Annotated in this window: 21 protein-coding genes and 2 pseudogenes; 6 read left to right on the forward strand and 17 right to left on the reverse strand. The window is 34.2% G+C overall.

The window, feature by feature from the left end; genetic code table 11:
- Window positions 1-38: 38 nt before the first annotated feature.
- Window positions 39-977: a carbohydrate ABC transporter permease gene (locus ACSVDH_RS27245; protein WP_439250652.1), complete on the forward strand. Its 939-nt coding sequence runs from the start codon at window positions 39-41 to the stop codon at window positions 975-977.
- 18 nt (window positions 978-995) lie between these two features.
- Entirely contained in the window at window positions 996-1,832 is an 837-nt protein-coding gene (locus ACSVDH_RS27250) for a carbohydrate ABC transporter permease (RefSeq protein WP_439250654.1), read from the forward strand.
- Between the two features lie 250 nt (window positions 1,833-2,082).
- Here ACSVDH_RS27250 and ACSVDH_RS27255 read toward each other — a convergent pair whose 3' ends face one another.
- From ACSVDH_RS27255 to ACSVDH_RS27275, 5 genes and pseudogenes are all read right to left on the reverse strand, one after another.
- Window positions 2,083-2,454 (reverse strand): glycoside hydrolase family 95-like protein, encoded by a 372-nt coding sequence (locus ACSVDH_RS27255; protein ID WP_439250656.1) that lies wholly within the window; start codon window positions 2,452-2,454, stop codon window positions 2,083-2,085.
- An 89-nt stretch (window positions 2,455-2,543) separates the two neighbouring features.
- Window positions 2,544-2,919 (reverse strand): annotated as a pseudogene (locus ACSVDH_RS27260) (tautomerase family protein).
- 262 nt (window positions 2,920-3,181) lie between these two features.
- Window positions 3,182-3,544: a VOC family protein gene (locus ACSVDH_RS27265; RefSeq protein WP_439250657.1), complete on the reverse strand. Its 363-nt coding sequence runs from the start codon at window positions 3,542-3,544 to the stop codon at window positions 3,182-3,184.
- 151 nt (window positions 3,545-3,695) lie between these two features.
- Window positions 3,696-4,130, reverse strand: a complete 435-nt coding sequence (locus ACSVDH_RS27270) for an NUDIX hydrolase (protein ID WP_439250658.1) — start codon at window positions 4,128-4,130, stop codon at window positions 3,696-3,698.
- 56 nt (window positions 4,131-4,186) lie between these two features.
- On the reverse strand, window positions 4,187-4,630 hold the full coding sequence (locus tag ACSVDH_RS27275) for an NUDIX hydrolase (RefSeq protein ID WP_439250659.1): 444 nt from the start codon (window positions 4,628-4,630) through the stop codon (window positions 4,187-4,189).
- A 255-nt stretch (window positions 4,631-4,885) separates the two neighbouring features.
- On the opposite strand from ACSVDH_RS27275, the gene ACSVDH_RS27280 reads away from it, so the two are divergent.
- Both ACSVDH_RS27280 and ACSVDH_RS27285 read left to right on the forward strand, forming a co-directional pair.
- Window positions 4,886-5,077, forward strand: a complete 192-nt coding sequence (locus ACSVDH_RS27280) for a hypothetical protein (protein ID WP_439250660.1) — start codon at window positions 4,886-4,888, stop codon at window positions 5,075-5,077.
- Window positions 5,049-5,561: pseudogene (locus ACSVDH_RS27285) on the forward strand (transposase); the annotation flags it as partial. The gene ACSVDH_RS27280 and the pseudogene ACSVDH_RS27285, both read left to right, overlap by 29 nt.
- Before the next feature lie 438 nt (window positions 5,562-5,999).
- Here the strand turns inward: ACSVDH_RS27285 and ACSVDH_RS27290 are convergent.
- The 7 genes from ACSVDH_RS27290 to ACSVDH_RS27320 form a co-directional block, all read right to left on the reverse strand.
- Entirely contained in the window at window positions 6,000-6,452 is a 453-nt protein-coding gene (locus ACSVDH_RS27290; RefSeq protein WP_439250661.1) for a hypothetical protein, read from the reverse strand.
- A gap of 108 nt (window positions 6,453-6,560) precedes the next feature.
- Entirely contained in the window at window positions 6,561-7,049 is a 489-nt protein-coding gene (locus ACSVDH_RS27295) for a GNAT family N-acetyltransferase (protein ID WP_439250662.1), read from the reverse strand.
- Window positions 7,050-7,192: 143 nt separating this feature from the next.
- Window positions 7,193-7,618, reverse strand: coding sequence for a GNAT family N-acetyltransferase (locus ACSVDH_RS27300; protein ID WP_439250663.1), 426 nt, complete (start codon window positions 7,616-7,618; stop codon window positions 7,193-7,195).
- A gap of 762 nt (window positions 7,619-8,380) precedes the next feature.
- Window positions 8,381-10,456, reverse strand: coding sequence for a peptidoglycan D,D-transpeptidase FtsI family protein (locus tag ACSVDH_RS27305; protein WP_439250664.1), 2,076 nt, complete (start codon window positions 10,454-10,456; stop codon window positions 8,381-8,383).
- A gap of 256 nt (window positions 10,457-10,712) precedes the next feature.
- On the reverse strand, window positions 10,713-10,847 hold the full coding sequence (locus tag ACSVDH_RS27310) for a BA3454 family stress response protein (RefSeq protein WP_299094238.1): 135 nt from the start codon (window positions 10,845-10,847) through the stop codon (window positions 10,713-10,715).
- A gap of 312 nt (window positions 10,848-11,159) precedes the next feature.
- Window positions 11,160-11,579 carry a hypothetical protein gene (locus tag ACSVDH_RS27315; RefSeq protein ID WP_439250667.1) on the reverse strand — a complete coding sequence of 140 codons (420 nt, stop codon included), beginning with the start codon at window positions 11,577-11,579 and terminating at the stop codon, window positions 11,160-11,162.
- A gap of 54 nt (window positions 11,580-11,633) precedes the next feature.
- Window positions 11,634-12,011, reverse strand: coding sequence for a hypothetical protein (locus tag ACSVDH_RS27320; RefSeq protein WP_439250669.1), 378 nt, complete (start codon window positions 12,009-12,011; stop codon window positions 11,634-11,636).
- 151 nt (window positions 12,012-12,162) lie between these two features.
- Here ACSVDH_RS27320 and ACSVDH_RS27325 point away from each other — a divergent pair, with 151 nt between their 5' ends.
- Complete coding sequence (locus tag ACSVDH_RS27325) at window positions 12,163-12,768, forward strand: TetR/AcrR family transcriptional regulator (protein ID WP_439250670.1); 606 nt, start codon at window positions 12,163-12,165, stop codon at window positions 12,766-12,768.
- Window positions 12,769-12,948: 180 nt separating this feature from the next.
- Here the strand turns inward: ACSVDH_RS27325 and ACSVDH_RS27330 are convergent, their stop codons facing one another.
- A complete protein-coding gene (locus ACSVDH_RS27330) occupies window positions 12,949-13,398 on the reverse strand; it encodes a DUF3574 domain-containing protein (protein WP_439250672.1) in 450 nt (149 codons plus the stop codon).
- A 387-nt stretch (window positions 13,399-13,785) separates the two neighbouring features.
- Here ACSVDH_RS27330 and ACSVDH_RS27335 point away from each other — a divergent pair, with 387 nt between their 5' ends.
- Complete coding sequence (locus ACSVDH_RS27335) at window positions 13,786-14,394, forward strand: TetR/AcrR family transcriptional regulator (RefSeq protein ID WP_439250673.1); 609 nt, start codon at window positions 13,786-13,788, stop codon at window positions 14,392-14,394.
- A 589-nt stretch (window positions 14,395-14,983) separates the two neighbouring features.
- On the opposite strand, the gene ACSVDH_RS27340 is transcribed toward ACSVDH_RS27335, so the two are convergent.
- From ACSVDH_RS27340 to ACSVDH_RS27355, 4 genes are all read right to left on the reverse strand, one after another.
- Entirely contained in the window at window positions 14,984-15,715 is a 732-nt protein-coding gene (locus tag ACSVDH_RS27340; protein WP_439250674.1) for a class I SAM-dependent DNA methyltransferase, read from the reverse strand.
- A gap of 102 nt (window positions 15,716-15,817) precedes the next feature.
- Window positions 15,818-16,618 carry a PP2C family serine/threonine-protein phosphatase gene (locus ACSVDH_RS27345; RefSeq protein ID WP_439250675.1) on the reverse strand — a complete coding sequence of 267 codons (801 nt, stop codon included), beginning with the start codon at window positions 16,616-16,618 and terminating at the stop codon, window positions 15,818-15,820.
- Window positions 16,619-16,662: 44 nt separating this feature from the next.
- Complete coding sequence (locus tag ACSVDH_RS27350) at window positions 16,663-17,178, reverse strand: DUF6886 family protein (protein WP_439250676.1); 516 nt, start codon at window positions 17,176-17,178, stop codon at window positions 16,663-16,665.
- Between the two features lie 323 nt (window positions 17,179-17,501).
- The gene (locus tag ACSVDH_RS27355; RefSeq protein ID WP_439250677.1) at window positions 17,502-18,023 is read right to left on the reverse strand and encodes a hypothetical protein; all 522 of its coding nucleotides are present in this window, start codon (window positions 18,021-18,023) and stop codon (window positions 17,502-17,504) included.
- Between the last annotated feature and the right edge of the window lie 9 nt (window positions 18,024-18,032).

An 18,032-nucleotide genomic window follows, 5' to 3' on the forward strand; every position in this document is an offset into this window, starting at 1 on the left:
TTGTTCTATTTCCTCCTTGTATGACGGAGGTGTCTTAAGTGAATCAAGTTCCTCAAGAGAGTACGACCGTAAGGATACAACAGAGAAGAAAAATCAATAATAAAAAAAGAGTACGAGATAATATTGAAGGTTACCTATTTATCGCTCCTGCGCTTATTGGATTTTTATCGTTTACCCTTATTCCTGTTATCGCGGTCTTTATCATTGGCAGTACCGAATGGAATGTCATATCACCTGCGAAGTGGGTTGGATTAGAAAATTATATCACGTTGTTTCAAGACAAAATATTTTTGATCAGTTTAAAAAACACAATTTTATGGGTGATTTATTTCGTGCCGGCTTCCATTGCTGTTTCACTAATTTTAGCTCTAGCTATGAATCTTCCTCTAAAAGGTATTACAATTTACAGAACACTCCTTTATATACCGGTCATTAGTCCCTTGCTAGCGGTAGCTCTATTATTTGTTTGGTTATACAATCCAGATTTCGGCCTAATCAATTACATTCTCTCTAAAGTAGGTGTTGAACCGTTAGGCTGGCTAACGAGTGAAAAACTTGCGTTACCTAGTATTGCCCTTATGGCTATTTGGAAAAGTGCAGGTTATAATATGCTCATTTATTTAGCGGCATTGCAAGGAATTCCAAAGCATCTTTATGAGGCGGCCGATCTAGACGGAGCGACCAAACTGCAAAAGTTTTGGAAGATTACATTCCCTCTTTTAACACCTGCAACATTTTTTATTACCATTATGTCTGTTATCGGTGCTTTCCAAGTTTTTGGAGAAATTTATGTGATGACAAGTGGTGGTCCAGGGTTCTCTACCCATACGCTGACCTATTATCTATGGTCCAATGCTTTCAAGTATAACAAAATGGGCTATGCGTGTGCGATATCAGTCCTTATGTTTATCTTAATCTTAATTACAACTTTAGTTCAAAATCGATTATTAGGCAGGAAAGTTCAATATGATATGTAGGATAGGATGTGAATAAATATGAAAAAGAAGGGTCAAGTAAGGAAACTGATCGCTTATATTATACTCTCAATTATGTCAGTTCTTTGTATATTGCCATTTATTTGGATGGTTTCTACATCTCTAAAAAAACCGAATGAAATATTTGTAATGCCTCCGGTTTGGATACCCGAAGCGTTTGATTGGAACAATTATGTTGAGGCCTGGCATGCTGGTGGATTAAATTTCGGCTTAATGTTTTATAACACAATGCTTGTAGTGATTCCAGTCACAGTTTTTACAATCATTGTATCCTCCCTTGCTGCCTATGCATTTGCCAGAATTCAGTTTTTTGGAAGGAATCTCATTTTTATGATGTTGCTCGCCTCATTAATGATTCCAGCGACAGTAACACTCATCCCACAGTTTATAATATTTAGTAAACTGAGCTGGTTAGATTCTTTAAAACCATTAATTATACCAGGATTGTTTGGTAACGCTTTTGCGATCTTTTTGCTCAGACAATTTTTCCTAACCCTTCCTGCTGACATAGAAGAAGCAGCAATGATTGACGGTTGTAGTCGATTTCGAATCTGGTGGCAAATGTTCTTGCCTTTATCAAAGCCTGCTATTGCAACTATAACAGTGTTTACATTTCAAGGGGTATACAATGATTTTATGGGGCCACTTGTTTACATTAATAGTAGTGACAAATTTACCATTCAATTGGGTTTATCTGCATTCAATGGAGTATACACAACGAACTATGATTTATTAATGGCAGCATCCGTATTTACATTACTTCCGATCATTATTATATTTTTATTCGCCCAACGATATTTTATTGAAGGGATTACTCTTACAGGTGTTAAAGGGTAGTTTTTCAATACGGAGAAACCCGAAAAAGGAGGCACTTTTTTATAATGCCCCCTTTTTTCCCTGCATTAATCGACATCTCCACTCGAAGCATATCTTCATAATGATCTACTATCAGTTTTCCAATCAATTTCAGGAAAACAACTCGTCGATGTGTACATACACATCTTCTTTTGTTTGGCTTTGATAACTATTTAATCGTGATAATTTTTAAAACAAATTTTCCTTTAACTCCCCTCACCTCTTTCGGGATTTATTTTACATTAAGGGTATAAACTCCGTCTCTTTTTGCAGGAAAACATATAATTTCATTATCATAAAGAAACTCATTTATTTCTCTACTATTTTCATCAGTTAACTGAAAGGGTCCTATCCAATTTATATTGCACTCATTACCACATAATGAGTGTACTGCTGCTGTTACTACTGAACCATTCTCCCAATATAAATCAATTTCAAATCCACCTCGTGCCCTTATTCCCTTTATAAATCCTTTATTCCATGTTCTAAGAATAGCAGGAAGGAACTGTATTGATCCCGTATGACTTTGCACGAGCATTTCATCAATACCGGCAGTACCGCCAAAATTCCCATCAATCTGAAAAATGCGGATTAGGGTTCTCACATATGGTCATTCTTGTTGAACTTAAGCACCCTTTACTTCATAAGCTAAAAAGGCAGTCACTAACGACCGCCCATTACTCATACATTTACTTAATAATTCAATGCTAACTCATCACCAGGTAACCCTCTTATACCCCAGTTATACTTTGGTGTTTCAAAGATTGTAATCTCAACATCTTTGGAAGATATACCCAACTCACTATTTATACGCTCGAATAGTAGCTTAATTAAATGTTTTTAGCTTCTACTGTTCGACCTTCGAACATACTAATCTCAATTACGGTATATGCTTCGGTTCCCCACTTGCATAATAAAAATCTTCTTTTTCCATAGGGAAAAAACGATGAAATCTCTTATCCGAAGGAAATTCAAGTGCTTCCACCATACAAGAGTGAATTACATTCGATAGTGTTTCCTTAATTGGATTTAACCTGTCTTTTACCCCATAAATCTTAATTTGACCCATTCTCATCTCACCTTTCTCTTCTTAACTAAGCTCGGCTAACAATAATCACTATTTTCTATAAAGAAATTAGAAATTCCTTCTTCAAGTATTCTGAATCGTTAGCACAACAAGCAAAAAAGACCGCCGCGGCGATCCATCTTGAACTCTTGCTACCCGTTACTTTAAGTACATTTCTTCACAAACATCTTATTAATATGCCCCTGTTTATTAAAAAGTTATTATGATAATTCCTTTAACAATCTATCGGTTTAACATTTTTTTATTATTCTGTATGTGCCACAAGCATATTTCCGTATAAATCGAAAAACTTTAGGAATTTCCTTCCATCTTCTTCAGCAACATTCCCTAATTCTGTTCCAGATTTTAATAAAACATTGTAAAGGGAATCCATTTCATCCACTTGGAAACCTATTGTAGGAAAAGCCTGTCCGCTAACATTAAATGTCGCATGTGTTTCATCAGATGTCTTCCACATAAAAATATTTACGTTATCGCTTTTAAATCTTACTATTGCGAAATCGTCAAAATTCGCTAGAAACTCACAATCTAAATTATTTACATACCATTCAATTGCTTTCTCAAGGTTCTTGACTGGAATTTGCACATGGCTAATAGAACGTCCCATTTAGTACCCCCTATACAATTTTTATCCATTACCAAATTTGTAAAATTCAATATTTGATCTACAAAATCCTTCTTTAATTAACCTACCCCGTTAGTCCAATAAGAAAAAGGCTGCCGAAAAGACAAACTTGATTCTTAAATTATTCCACCCTTTATTTGAATAAGGATTTGGAATGGAATACCTCCGTTATATAGCTAATAAGAAAATCTCTATCTTCAGGGAAGGTTAATTCTAAAGTTTTTATTTCGTCCAAGGTTTTCCAAGCAATATCATAAATAAGTTGATCAGGGTCTTGAAAATTTCTTTTTCCACCCACAATCTTCACTAAAAAATAATGAGCTTCAGCAGATATATTAAGATGTTCATAAGTCATTCTTTTAATCTTAATTTCTTCAACAATTTCGCCTGTATATCCCGTTTCTTCTTCAATTTCTCTAATACAACATTCTCCGAATGTCTCATCGTGGTCTCTTCCTCCCGATGGAATAGACCACGTTTTTTTCTCTTCGGGTCTTCCTTGCAAGACCATTAACAATTGACCATTTTCATTAATACAAACACCTGAGGAACCAAACCATTTTTGCACTTCTTAATGTCCCCTCTCTCCAAACAGATCTGCCCATTTAATAAGCTAGACTACTTTTAGAGTTCATAAATAATTCCTTCGTTATCTTTACCATTAAACTCTAAATAAAATGGTTGAATACTTTCATTTAAACAATATTCAATCCTCTTTCTAAAATTTTTCCAGTTTACCATTTCTAATGCTTCTTTTATTGGGAAGAATCCTACTTCTAGGCTCTCAGAACTAGTAGTAGGTACCCCGCCAATTGCTTTTCCTAAAAATAATGTATTACAAATTGAACGATCTACATTTTGAAATACTCCACAAAATTTTGTAATCTCAATATCGATTCCTGATTCTTCTTTTGCTTCCCTGATTGCTGCATCTTTAAGCGATTCCCCTTCTTCTACTTGTCCACCAGGAATTTCCCATCCTCGACGTGGGCCTTTTATCAATAAAATTTCTCCTTGACCATTCAATACAATCGTAGCTGCTGAAATAATATGCTTTGGTGTACTCATAAATAAACCTCCATAAGTCATTTCCTTTATAACTATCTAACTTCGACATTTGGATTTATTTTCCTTCGTTAACAGAGCTGCCCAGTTTAGCACAATAAGAAAAGGCTGCCGCAACGACAGCCCTGATCTTCAACTCTTGCACCCATTAGCATTCCTGTAGAGAGTTAATTATTGACTTTGATAAAAAAAGAGCTCCTCAGTAAGATTGAATATAGACACCACTCTAAACTCAAATCTTAAGGAGGAAGCTCTACTATGAAGTATAAAATGCAAGACAAACAAAATCAACTTATTGAAAGAATCTCAAACCGTCATCTCGTTGTCGGAGTTGATATTGCACAACAAGTCCATGTAGCTCGAGCTGTAAATTATCGTGGTATTGTGGTTGGTAATCCTCTCTCTTTCGAAAATAATGAAATGGGCTTTACACTTAGAACAGTTACTTGAAGAATTTGATCTCGCTACAGCCCAACTCGAAAGAGTCGAAAAAGAAGTTACTGACGTACTTAAACAAATTCCTTTCTCAAGGAAATTACTTGCCATTAAAGGAATTAGTGAAATTACATTAGCAGGCATTTTAGGAGAAGCAGGAGATTTAAGTGGTTTCGCCCATGGTAACTCTCTATTACGACATGGAGGATTACATCTAGCAGAGGCTAGCTCGGGTAAATGGAAAGGACAAATCGTTCTCTCTAAACGTGGGAGATCCAGACTGCGGCGTTTCTTGTATTTAGCGACAATGAGTCTTGTCATGAACAATCCCGAGTTCAAGGAGCTTCACTCCAACAATGTTAAAGTGAAAAAAATGAAGAAAATGAAATCAATTATGAAACTGATTGGTAAGTTTGCAAGAATATTAGTAGGAATGGCCCGACGTAATGAATCTTATTGTCCTCAAAAAGTACAACCTTTAACACCATTAGCAGCATAACTGAACCTTTATAAATTAAATACCTATCAAATTAATATTTAGATTAGTATATTATCGAATGTTGCCTTATTCGTAGGATCTCAAAGAAAGCACGGAGTACTGGATGTGTTCAACCAAAGGGCACCGACCCGTTCCGTTAGCAAAACCGGCCTCTACCCCTTGGATAGGCATGACGAAGGAATGAGAGGGCTTAGACCCGTTGAGACATGGGAGGGATAGCCTCCAGGGGCGGCGTGAAGAATGCGTGCATCATATGGTAATAATTGGAGTTATTTCTACCTCCTCTATTTCCGCATGCCTTCATGTAGCCAAAAGTATCAAAATTCATTCCATTCATCCGTTATTGTTCGATCAAGTGGTTTGAAATCCTGCGAATAAGTGAGCATTCGAGAGATAAATGTATCTAACTGAGGGAGTTGAACAAGAATCCTCGTTTATTTAAATTTTATCTGGCTTCTCATCAAGAACCCAAGGAATTTCAGCCTCGAAATCTAACTGAAGGACAGGATTAGGAAAACCTCCTGGAACAAACTCAAGGTCGTCTGAAAACCCAAATATGAAATTCTTTATTTCAGTAGTATTAGTTTCATTCCAGTTGGATGTTGTACTCAATTCTCCTTCTAACACTTTGCCTACCAAATGATAATTCCCTATGTATAATTTTGTCATAGTTTCTTCGGTTGGAAATTGAGAAAGATGTGCTGGCATAGCAGGATTGATTCCTAGATCGTTGAATAAATTTGCTACGGAAGTATCTAAATGCTTACAGGCCTCCACAAAATTGTCGCAGTCTAGACAACTACATACATTTATACCTTTATTATAAAACTCTCGTGTCTTATCAATATCAACTTCTAATAACCAATTTGCTATTCTAATCTGTTGTAGCATTTTAACACCTACTCTCTTTTAAATCTCGCTAATATCAATTTATTCTATTAATATTTTTACAATCCCTTCTTGAACTAGCACCCGTCAGCTGAACAACAAATTGTATTATTAAATAACCACGATTTCATAAAAATACGTTGGATACTTACCAAACATAACTTCGTCTCTTACTTTTATAAAACCCTGTTTTTCATAAAAATTGCATAACTTAGGTCTATCAGCATCACAATCAAGCCTTAAATATTTTTTATTATGTTGTTTTGCTCTTAATTTAGCCCAATTTATCATTTGTTCGGATAACCCTTTTTGTGCATACTTCCGTCGGATAGCAAACTTATGTAAATACAAAGATGGGGTTGAATCAGTCCAAAAAATAGGGTCTTTTTCTTGTAGGATCATAGCTGTCGCTGACTGGTTATTGATAAACCCCATAAACATCTCCTCAATTACATTGTTTTTTAATAAGTTTTCAATTGTTAACTGATTTGGGGTCCACATTTCTTTATGATTATTTATCAACCATTCTGCAGCCTCTATAAGGATAGAAGAGAATTCTTCTAGTTCACTCATTGAAATTCCTCTTATTACTAAATCCATACTTTTCAACTCCAATAGTTAAATTAAGTATTAATTCTTTGAGAATTTCTCAGTTCTTTCTTCAACTATACTGCCACGTTAGTCGAATAAGAAAAAACGATCCTCCATTATTAAGAATCGCTTCACGTTGAACAAGAATACCCTTATTTTCTTCTTAAAAAGTCAGGTATCCGAGTCATTACTTTTTCTTGTTCTCGAATAAAATCATATTGTTCATAAAGTGTATGTGCGTCTTTAGTACCTAAATAACCAAATAAATTCTTTAAGTCTTCACAATTTAATATTTCTTCAATCAATTTCTTTCCTATCCCCTGTCCTCTGTATTCTTCATCAATAAATACATCACATAGATAGTACATAGTTGCCCAATCGGTAACAACACGGGCAAAGCCCACTTGTTTACCACCATAATAAACCCCATAACATAAAGAGTTTTCAATAGATTTCTTAATTTTCTCCTTTGGTCTCTTATTTGCCCAATAACTACGTTGCATAAAATCGTAAATTGTTTCAATGTTTAAAAGTGATTTATCGTCACTTATTTTTAATTCATTTAATTTAACATTCATATTCTTTCCCCCAGCGAATTATGAATAAAAAGATAATTTATACTAATTCACCTTAGATAATTAAAAAGCCTTCTTCAAGTAAACTGCTCCTTTCGTTGAAGAAGATCCCCAAAGGAATATGCATACAAACCTAGTCAATAAATGCGATGTTCTAGGATTGAGAAAAGGATTTTCCATATTCTTAAATTTCGCCCTTTAAAAATTTAAATTGTTATAAAATGGAACATATACATTAGGAGGTTTTTATATGGGAAGAGCCATTTCAATATCTATGTTAATTTTTTTTGGTAGTGTGATACTGTTTTACCTACTCGTTTGGTTATTTAATGATCAATCAGGTGCTTTTTCAGTCGGGATTATTTTGTTTTTGTTATTGTCTATCATAATTACTTTATTAATAAGGATTTTGGAATCACTGAAGAAAAAGTAATGTTAAAGCTATTATGGGGCTGTTGACAAATACCTCTTCAAATAAAAAAGAAGATGAACCTCTAGAATTTTTGCTTTAATTGTAAATTCATTGCCGGTCAGTCTTTTAGTTTATTTTCTAATAATGGAATTTATAGATGAATTCCTCCGACCTGCACCTTAAATGAATTTAATTAAAAATGGGGAGTGTAAATAATTTTAGCTATTAGACGAATGAAGCCACACACTAATCATTATTGACATTAAACAAAGACCTTCAAACGAAGATCCTTGTTTAATGCTTGTTCAAGATTATTACTACTTGTTTAATATAAATTCCTACTTATTTTTTCTTTATTTCTCTTCTTTAATTTCCGTACTTGTTACGTATTTCTTCTGAAGATCCATATAAACGCCAACTATTCGATTTGCAATTTTTTTATTTACGGGGTCTTGGTCTGAGCCAGCCCAAGGGACAACAACGCTAAATGCAATTTCAGGATTTTCAGAGGGATAATAGCCAACAAAGTTTAAGTTATTTGTTTCTCTTCCCCAATAAGCGCGTTTAGGTCCATAATAAAGTGTTTGTGACGTACCTGTTTTACCTGCCACATCATATTTAATGTATGCCTTAGCTGTCCCGCGACTTCCAGAAACAACTCGTTTAAATCCTTGTTGTACTCGTTCAATATCTTCTGATGTGTTTTTTACTTTATTTAATATAGCAGGAGATTTATCTACAGCGATTGGACCAAGTTCTCCGTCATTAGACGGGGTATGAATACTTGTTACAATTCGCGGCTGAACACGATAACCACCATTCGCAATAACCGATACATATTGAGCTAATTGGAGCGGCGTATAGGTGTCGAATTGGCCGATTGCAATATCTAAGAGTTTACCGCCGGTATCTGGGGTGCTTATTAAACCTGCAGATTCTTGTGGTAAATCTATACCTGTTGGTACCCCTAAACCAAATTGCGCAAAATAGTTTCGCAGCTTCTGAAAATCTTCTTGTGTTACATTAATCGGCCCATTTTTCACATAGGTAATGTCAGCGATTCGCATTGCGACATAAAACATATAAACGTTAGAAGAACGCTCTAAAGCGCTTAAATCATTAACATATCCCAGGTTACTGTAAGATCCCTTTGGGGGTGTACCTCTAAAATAAAGGGTTGTATCGTATTCACCGTGACCATGGGACATACCATCTTGATATCCTGAAAGAACGGTTGCTCCTTTTACAGTTGAGCCTGCTTCATACTGGGAAGTAAAGGCACCAAATGCATAGTCAAGCATTTCACCCTCTTCATCTATTAGTTTACCTGCCATTGACAAAACATCGCCCTGGAAAGGATCCATTATCACGACAAATGCACGATCCAACAAGTAGTTTCCATAACTGCTTCTTGCCCTACGTAATTCCTCTTCGATAATTTTCTCTACTTCCATTTGCAGTTCGATATCAAACGAAAGCTTTAAATCATGTCCTCTTTGTCCTTGATCAACGACTTCTTTAGAAACGATCGTTCCATTTTTATCTGTGATATATTCAATTTTTGCTTTTCTTGGATGCAGGTAATCTTCATATTGATATTCAAGATAGCTTTTTCCTACCCGCTCATTACGTGAATATCCTCTTGCCGTATAAAACTCCTCACGTGATTGGAGAATCCCTTGTTCAGGTGATGTGATACCGCCATAGATCGTATTTAAAGAATCATAAGGGTATGCGCGATCCCAATCGGTAATAATATCGACTCCGGGCAGATCCTCTAAATTTTCGGCGACTGTCGCAATTTCTTCTTCTGTTAAATTTAATGATTTTACGATTTGCGGCTCATATTGATAGCCTGATGAAAAACGAGTGTAAATATAAGCAAGCTTTTGTTGTTCGGGATTTTGTTTAATTGCTGCTATTGCTTCTTTCGGTACACGATCTACCTGTAATTTGTACGTTTCAGCTGGTTTTAACTCTAATTCTTTTTTTGTAAGCAGCTTTTCTGCTTCTTCAGGATGTGATGCGATCCAATAGTCACGAATATCACGTTCTTTTAACTCTTTTTTAAAATAATCAGGCTGATAGCTAATGTATTTCGCAAGTTTATTTGCAGTTTCTATCTTGTCTTCCGTTTTTGTTGTTTTTTCAACGGTGTATGTAATAGCTTGTACACTTTTATTATCAACAACAACCCGATTGTAACGGTCGTACATTTTTCCACGAGGAGCTGGAAGACTGGCAAAATCTGATTCGGTTCGTGATACTTCTTTAGAAAAATCCTCCCCCTGGACGATTTGCACAATTCCAAGACGAATAATGATGGCAACAAACAATAAAAAGATAAAAAAGAATAAGACATTAATTCGGATAAATCTTGATTTTTTTAGCACACGCTGTTCGGATGCACTTGCCCCCTGGTCCGTCAAAATAATTCCTCTCCTTACATTTTCCGGAAATCTATTCTTATAGTATTATATTTCTCTCCCTATGGATAGTCTTATTTTACTAATCTTCTATGTTATGAATCCTTTTGAAGTGTGCTAATAATATTCAACTATAAAGTCAAACCCACCCGTTGTATCGAGTGGGTTTGACTAATCTTTCAAACAATGGTGCAGACCTAATATGTATAAGTAAAAAAGCAAAACTTCCCTTTAATCATTTGAATGAACATGTAGTTGTTTAACTTGCCCATTGTTTCAGAACTTGTTCTTTTGCAATTTGATAAATTTCTTTTTCTGATTTGTTTTTTGGGGCTATTACATTCGTTTGATAAATTTTCCCCTTGAATGTTACATTGATTGTATACTTGTACATGTTGTTCTTTCACCTTCCTTTTTAGCTATATTGTAAAGGTGATATTTTAAGTTTTGATAGATTTTATGTAAAAGGTTTATTAAAAGGTTTACCTCTCTTGTAAAGTAAAGATTACCATTCATGTTTAAAAAGCTAAGTGTCAGCCTAATCGAAAGTTGACACTTAGCTTCGTAAAGAATCTAAACGTTTACCAATGGTACGATCAATAACAATTGTCTTTCTTGTTTTGTCACTTTGTGGCAACTGTTTTATGCGGTCATAAAGACTTCCCAATTTTGGAAGATCCTTTTATGCTACTTGTTTAAGTCAAGCTTATGATGGGCTACCCCAACAGTTAACTTGCACTGTAGATGTATTTAGAGCCTCAATTTTAATTCGATGTTTATATCCACTTGAACTATATTTACTATAAGTATAAGGTGTATTAAAGTACGTTAATTGACTTGGTGCCACCCAACCGCTATAATCTTTGAGATGCCATGCACCGTCATAGTACTGCCAGTAAGAAATCTTAACTGCTCCATTAACGTTTTTCACGTTCACACTCTGACTTATATATCGGTGAGAAGTTGAACACGCAAAGCTATACTTACTTGTACCAGCAGGAATAGTCCCATAGAATGTTGTAGTAGCCGCATCTGCTTTAGATTGAGGGAAAATTGCAAAAATCATCGAAAAGCATAAAACAAACGGTAACAGCCATTTCTTTACAATCTTTTGAGATACTGTCATTTTTTCTCCTCCTGTAAAGTAAGACTTTTTAGTATAGAGACTTATGGGACTGTATTAATATTCGGATATATATCCCGAGGCTAAACAATCCTTATTAGTCCCATAGCAATCTAAAATTACATAATAATACCCAGTTTTAGGCCACCAAATATCTTGAAAAACTCTTCCACCTGGCCCGACGACAGTTGAGTTAATTACCTTACCAGAAGGGTCTTTAAACGTAACAATCACCGAGTGATTACTATATTCACTAACTCTTCCCCTCAAACTCACATTATTATACCAAGCTATCCAAAGTTTCGTACTAACAAGAGATTCACCCCGATCTAAATCAACACGAGTGGTATCAATCGCGCCTGCAAAAGTTACCTTGGAAACTCCAAAAAATGTTAAGCTCATTATTAAAGCTAAACATATCATTAATTTTTTCATGTTCCTTTCTCCTTTTGATTTAGTAACATTATAGCTATAATAAATACCAACCGGTTTGTATTTATTATAACTCCAAACACCATATTTTGGAATACGAAATGTAAAAATTATACATATTTTATACAAAATTTTCTAAAAAGGGGCTTTTACGTTGAATTATTTTCAAAAGCAATCAGAAGACACCATTAACAGATTAATGCAGTCAGGAATAGAATTATTTTCTAAACAGGGTTATTCTAGTACAAGCATTAATCAACTTGTAAAACACGCTGGTTACTCTAAAGGAGCTTTCTATGCTCATTTTTCAAGCAAAGAAGAATTCATGCTAAAACTGATTAAAGAAGGTATTGATTTTTATTTTGAGGATCTGCAGGCAGTTCTTAATAAAAAAGATCGTGATTTGCTTAATAAGCTTTTACAATACTCAAAGCGTTTATTAAATGAAGCTTATGAAAAGGGGTCTTCTCCTATGCTTCTTCAAGGATGTATGATTTCGAATGAATTACCACAGATAAAAGAAATGCTTACTGTTCAAATGGAGGAATGGAGGTCATTCCTTACACATTTTATTCAAGAAATGAAAAATGAAGGTATTGTTGGAAGCCCATTAGATGCCAGAACTTTAGCAACGGCAGGCATGGCTCTTTTTAATGGATTTAATGTGCAACACTTTATTGACAATCGAATTCAAATACAAGACGCAATACCTGTAATTATTGAACTGTTTCAATTACAAGAACCTAATAAGAAAGAATAATAAGACAACTTCTATGCAATATTTATTAAACGATCAAACTTAAACTTTGATCTAAACCCTATAGATGGGGTAATCGTAATGAAAATTTACTTAGTTGTAAAAAAGCTCACCTAACATTACCCCACTAAAAGTTGCTTTTCTTAAGATTTATTGTTTAACAAGTACCTAATTACTATACTATTATTCTATAAAATACATCTTTCCGTTTACTTCAAGTGATACGGATGATTGTTTCATCTCTTCTTTTAAAGACTTGGTATAGGCAACTACTTGATTAATTTTTTCCTTGTCTAAATCTTCTGCATAACTATAGACAATTGTTACTTTCTCTTTAACTAACTGATTTTCATCAGAGAGCCATGATCCCGTCCCATCGATAGCTGTTGCTCCTCCAAACATTCTAGAAAATTCTTCTAACGACTTGTTAACATATTGAGTATTATCAATTGGTTGATCAACATTATATGTAGATGGTACATAAAGTTTCACTACGTCTTCAAGGTAGAATTGCCCCTTTAATACAGAAGATTCTTTCACTTTAGATGTTTCGAGTTGTTCTGTAGCATACACAGCATTTCCTAAAAAAACAATTAATAAAATTGGGATGATCCAATAGAAGATTTTTTTCAACATTTCCACTCCGTTTCAAAAATGTTTCAATCAAAATGCTACCTATTTCTCTACCATTAACAATGATTGAGTGTTTTTTGTTTATAAATTATGTGGGTGTAACAACATTAGAGTTTAAATATAAAGCAGTCATCCTTTTATTAATAATAACCCTCCCCTCTTTATTAATTTCACTTTATTTGTCTCAACAACAAGAATCGGGATTAGACAAAATCATACTAACCGGTTATAATGATTTCATAATATACAGAATTATCCATTAAGTCAATACCTAATCTCCTAAATATTTTATTTAATTCAATAAAATACCATAAGTTTTAATGTGGGTTAATTAACAAACACTCGTTCGTGTCATTAACCTATAGCATAAGTTAAAGGAGAGCTTTTATGAAGTACACAACAGGTGAAGAAACTAAAAAGAAAATTATAGATTCTGCATTTCAACTTCTTGCAGATAAGGGGTATGATGCAATGAGCATTGATGAAATTATGAAAGGAGCAGGAAAAACAAAAGGTTCATTCTATGTTCATTTTAAGAATAAAGAAGATTTACTATATGAAGTTATACAAAATCGATTAGATCGAAATTTTGATCACATTGTAGAAGAGACTTTAAAAGAATTATCGGATGAAACATGCAATGTTCAATTGGTATTAAAACGATTAATGCATTTAGTACATGTAGGTACAGGTGGAGTAGATCGAGAGTTATGGACTGCTGCTTATTATCAAATGGTTGTTCTTTCAAGGAAAAATCAATTCGTTCGTGAATGGATGCTAAAACAATATCATGCTTGGGTAGACTTTATGTCAAAGATTATTCGTAGGGGACAAGAGTTAGGACAAATCCGTACCGATATAGACGTTCGTGTCATGGTCAATATGCTTATCAGTTTATTGGAAGGTTACGAACTTCGTTCGAGGGTTGATTCAGAAATCGATGTTTACGAACAATTAAAACTCACCGAATTGTTCTGTATAAATGATAACTTATGAATACTTTATACATTTTTTGTTTACATAATTGTAATGATAGGAAGTAAGCCAAAAAGCCAATCCCCGTCATATCAAAGGTTTGGCTCTTATCTGTTTTTTATCAATTATGCATGATTTTATACATCGTTGATTTATCAAGGTTTTTAACTTCTAAAGAAGCCTGGCTTAAATGACATCAATTACTGATTCCCAAGCTGTTGAAGTAGGATCAATTATCTTGAAATGTTCAACATCTGGGAGAACAACTAAGTTTACATTACGGCATACATACCCTGGTCAAAAATGATTCAGGCAGAATGTAGTAAATAAATGAAATAAGCCGTTTATTCGATTGAAAAAAATCAGGATATACGGCTATTTGTGATACGTACCGGAAAGGTGCGCTTATTTTTTATAATTCGGGCTTAATCTGGAAATGCCCCTTTAATGAAAAATTGATTACCTAGTAGCAGATTTTTGTAAAAGAAAACCACAGAGGGGTATGAATCAAAATAAACGATGTTATCGGTATATATGAAAAAGGACCTTCGATCGAAGACCCATTTATGCTCTTTATTAAATTAAAGCACGTGAATAGTACGAAAACTTTCTACTTTTCACAAGAAAACATTAAAAAGAGTGGAATCCTCATTCGACGTTCATATTCACTTTCACTCTTAAATTGTTCAATTCTAGGAGTACCTTCTTTAATATCGACAATCTTAAACCCCGCTTGCTTTAACAATTGAAAATATTCTTCAATTGTTCGATGATATTTAACCACTTTTTTATTGATCCACGGTTCAACTCGCTCACCACTTTTAAAATAATTATCAACAATCCAATTTGATTTAAGTGCAGAAACAGATGCACTTTTTACTGATGAAAGTAAAACAGGGTGCTGAACACTAAATATGAATTTTCCGTTATCTTCTAGGGTATTATATACACCTTGAAATACTTTATTTAAATCGGAAAGATAATGAAGAGCTAATCTAGAAACAACTAGATCATATTGTTTCTCTTTAAAAATCCAGGTCTCTATAAAAGAAAATTGAACGTTCCCTACTGTTCCACTTAGGTTTTTAATCGCTTCTTTGACCATATTTTCTGAGCCTTCTACACCGTCATAAGAGATACATCCTTTTTTTAAAAGCTCAACTCCAAATTTAGCATCACCACAACCTAGATCTAATACCTTTTTCCTTTTAACATCACCAATCATTTCAAGCAATATTGGTTTTTCAATAATATTGTTTGGACTTACTTCTCGATTTCTCCTAGTGATATAATTTTCGAAAAATTGATCATCATTATAAGCTGATGGACCTCTATACTCCATTAAAATCCCCCTAGTAAATAAACCTAACGAATAAGCACCCCATTGCTGAATATCACTATTTAATATCAAATACAAAGTATTTATAAAAATTTAGTTGTGGGACTAAAGATCACTAGGTAACATAGCCGAATTGTTGATAGTTACTTTCCAAGAAATTATTGTTGTACTATCGCGTACATTATTTTCCTTAATTTCTTCTAATAATTTCTTAACACCATTTTGATTTGATATCCCTTCGAAATTATTAAATATTTCAATTGGGTTGTAAAAATTAGTATTTGGACACTCAATAAGTCCATCAGTTGTTAAGAAAATATGATTTTCTCCTTTCCGTAATTCTTTCCTTCCAGAACTGTAACAAGGTACTGCTAAATCAAAAGTATTCCTTTGACCAACCCACTCATAAAAACTTCTATGATTCTGTTGGAATTCTCCTAGTGCTTTAAGTTCAGGATGAAATAAATAAAGAATGCAATCTCCTATAGATAGCCACCAAAGAAATTTACCTTTCCTAACAACAAAAAGGCAAGCAGTTTCTCCTTGGACATTCTTACAATTTTCTCGAAAGCTTTTACCCTTAAAAATATTTAGAATGAAAGTGGATATGTTGTCGAAAGCTTCTCCAGTCTGTACTTTTAAGATTTGTTGAACTGAGTCTCTTTCTTTTTCAAAGGTTTTAAGTACTAATTCTGCACTTTGTGCTGTATTATGAGCATCAAGAATAATGACAAACTCCCATTCCTCTTCTCGATTAATCCAAATTAAACATCCATCTTCATTCTTAAATTGCCCAGTTGAAGAGTTACCACCAAAATGACCTATTACAATATTATTGATCAACAATTCAGTGTAAACTTCATCTATATAATGTTTTTGGCTTCCTATCCATCGATAATCACTCATGATAAATTCCTTTACTCCCCCATTCTATAAGAATCTAAATTCAATTAAATATTAGTGGATGCATTCCTCATTCTAATTATAGAAAAGCTTATTGATGAACTTATGATTTCATCATGCAGTTTCCAAAGAGACGGTGTAATACGTAATTCTATGTTTGTCTCTACAAGTCTATCTAATAAATCTCCAACGGGCTCAACAGAACTAGGGTTAACTGCTTTTCGAGAAACATAGTAACCAGCATTTGCATCTATGCACTCAAAAGTTTCAGATGGTAACGTGTAAGCGTATAGTTGTGTTTCACGAATTCGTTTAAGCCAAGTTGTCTCTATAGCGATAATTCGATGGGCAGAAGTATGGCCAAAGAAACGATTTAGGTCTTCACGTGTAGTTTCTGAAGATGACCAGAAAGCCACACGTGGGCATTCACGAGGAAAATAATAATGTGGTGCATGCTCTTCATCGATTGCCCAGACAAATGGCTGTTCCTTGAAATCAGTTTTGGGAACATGTGGTTCGAAGAAAGGAATCTTTGGATCTTCACTAAAATGGAATAGTTTCATAGGTAAATCCTCCAATAAAAAATATGAGAAAACCATATTAATTAAATTCGTTACTTGGTAGGGTAATCCTAGCTTCTAACCTGACTTCTAATTTACATAATTCATGTGTAAAAAAATATGTGTTTTATCCAAACTTTTATTCAAGAATATAACCCTATACAAAAAGACGCGTGCTCGATAATCGCTCCCGTTAGTCAGCCATGCAGCACAAGATCGACGATGCCCACTGACTGTAGCACCCTATATGGATAGCACGGATAGCACGTATGGGAGATTAACCCTTTCTTACCCCCAGTGAGATATAAGTTTCACGTAGTCTGTTCCTAAATAACTTCAGCTTTCTTATTTCGAATATAGTCCCAAAAGCCACAAACACACAACACGTTCCCAAAAAAAGTAATAAAGACAGCAGGAGAAATTATTTTCACAAAAGAAAACCCAATCATAGTAACACCGACAATTAAATAGTGATTAACAGCATGTAATCGATAGTTCTTCTGCTCTATATGCCATGCACGAAAGTAACCCTGTAAAAATCCTAAGATGATTTGCAATAGAAGTGCAGCATAGGGAAGAAATTCAAACGAATTTTTTATACAGCCTACAACTATATATACAAAACCCATCCCTGCATATATAAAAGGGATATTAGAATTATTTTTATTCTTTTGCGACTGAAAGACACGATAGCCCCAAGCAGCTGCAAAAGAAAAAGCGGCAAATAACCATGCAAATAAGGTGAAGGTCAAAGATATTTCTTTTAACCACACAATATAATATGGAAAAATAGCGACCTGTCCAACAGTTACAACAAGGGGGACATACCGTTTACTTTTATTTTTCATGTTTACCTC

It is taken from the genome of Metabacillus sp. Hm71 (assembly GCF_051842955.2).
GTDB lineage: Bacteria > Bacillota > Bacilli > Bacillales > Bacillaceae > Metabacillus.

Bases quoted from the DNA above. Each gene is read 5' to 3' on its own strand.
- ACSVDH_RS27320 (WP_439250669.1), bottom strand. From the start codon at position 12,011: ATGAAAAAATTAATGATATGTTTAGCTTTAATAATGAGCTTAACATTT.
- ACSVDH_RS27300 (WP_439250663.1), bottom strand. From the start codon at position 7,618: ATGAATGTTAAATTAAATGAATTAAAAATAAGTGACGATAAATCACTT.
- ACSVDH_RS27265 (WP_439250657.1), bottom strand. From the start codon at position 3,544: ATGGGACGTTCTATTAGCCATGTGCAAATTCCAGTCAAGAACCTTGAG.
- ACSVDH_RS27335 (WP_439250673.1), top strand. From the start codon at position 13,786: ATGAAGTACACAACAGGTGAAGAAACTAAAAAGAAAATTATAGATTCT.
- ACSVDH_RS27250 (WP_439250654.1), top strand. From the start codon at position 996: ATGAAAAAGAAGGGTCAAGTAAGGAAACTGATCGCTTATATTATACTC.
- ACSVDH_RS27310 (WP_299094238.1), bottom strand. From the start codon at position 10,847: ATGTACAAGTATACAATCAATGTAACATTCAAGGGGAAAATTTATCAA.
- ACSVDH_RS27275 (WP_439250659.1), bottom strand. From the start codon at position 4,630: ATGAGTACACCAAAGCATATTATTTCAGCAGCTACGATTGTATTGAAT.
- ACSVDH_RS27350 (WP_439250676.1), bottom strand. From the start codon at position 17,178: ATGAAACTATTCCATTTTAGTGAAGATCCAAAGATTCCTTTCTTCGAA.
- ACSVDH_RS27345 (WP_439250675.1), bottom strand. From the start codon at position 16,618: ATGAGTGATTATCGATGGATAGGAAGCCAAAAACATTATATAGATGAA.
- ACSVDH_RS27355 (WP_439250677.1), bottom strand. From the start codon at position 18,023: ATGAAAAATAAAAGTAAACGGTATGTCCCCCTTGTTGTAACTGTTGGA.
- ACSVDH_RS27295 (WP_439250662.1), bottom strand. From the start codon at position 7,049: ATGGATTTAGTAATAAGAGGAATTTCAATGAGTGAACTAGAAGAATTC.
- ACSVDH_RS27340 (WP_439250674.1), bottom strand. From the start codon at position 15,715: ATGGAGTATAGAGGTCCATCAGCTTATAATGATGATCAATTTTTCGAA.
- ACSVDH_RS27315 (WP_439250667.1), bottom strand. From the start codon at position 11,579: ATGACAGTATCTCAAAAGATTGTAAAGAAATGGCTGTTACCGTTTGTT.
- ACSVDH_RS27290 (WP_439250661.1), bottom strand. From the start codon at position 6,452: ATGCTACAACAGATTAGAATAGCAAATTGGTTATTAGAAGTTGATATT.
- ACSVDH_RS27280 (WP_439250660.1), top strand. From the start codon at position 4,886: ATGAAGTATAAAATGCAAGACAAACAAAATCAACTTATTGAAAGAATC.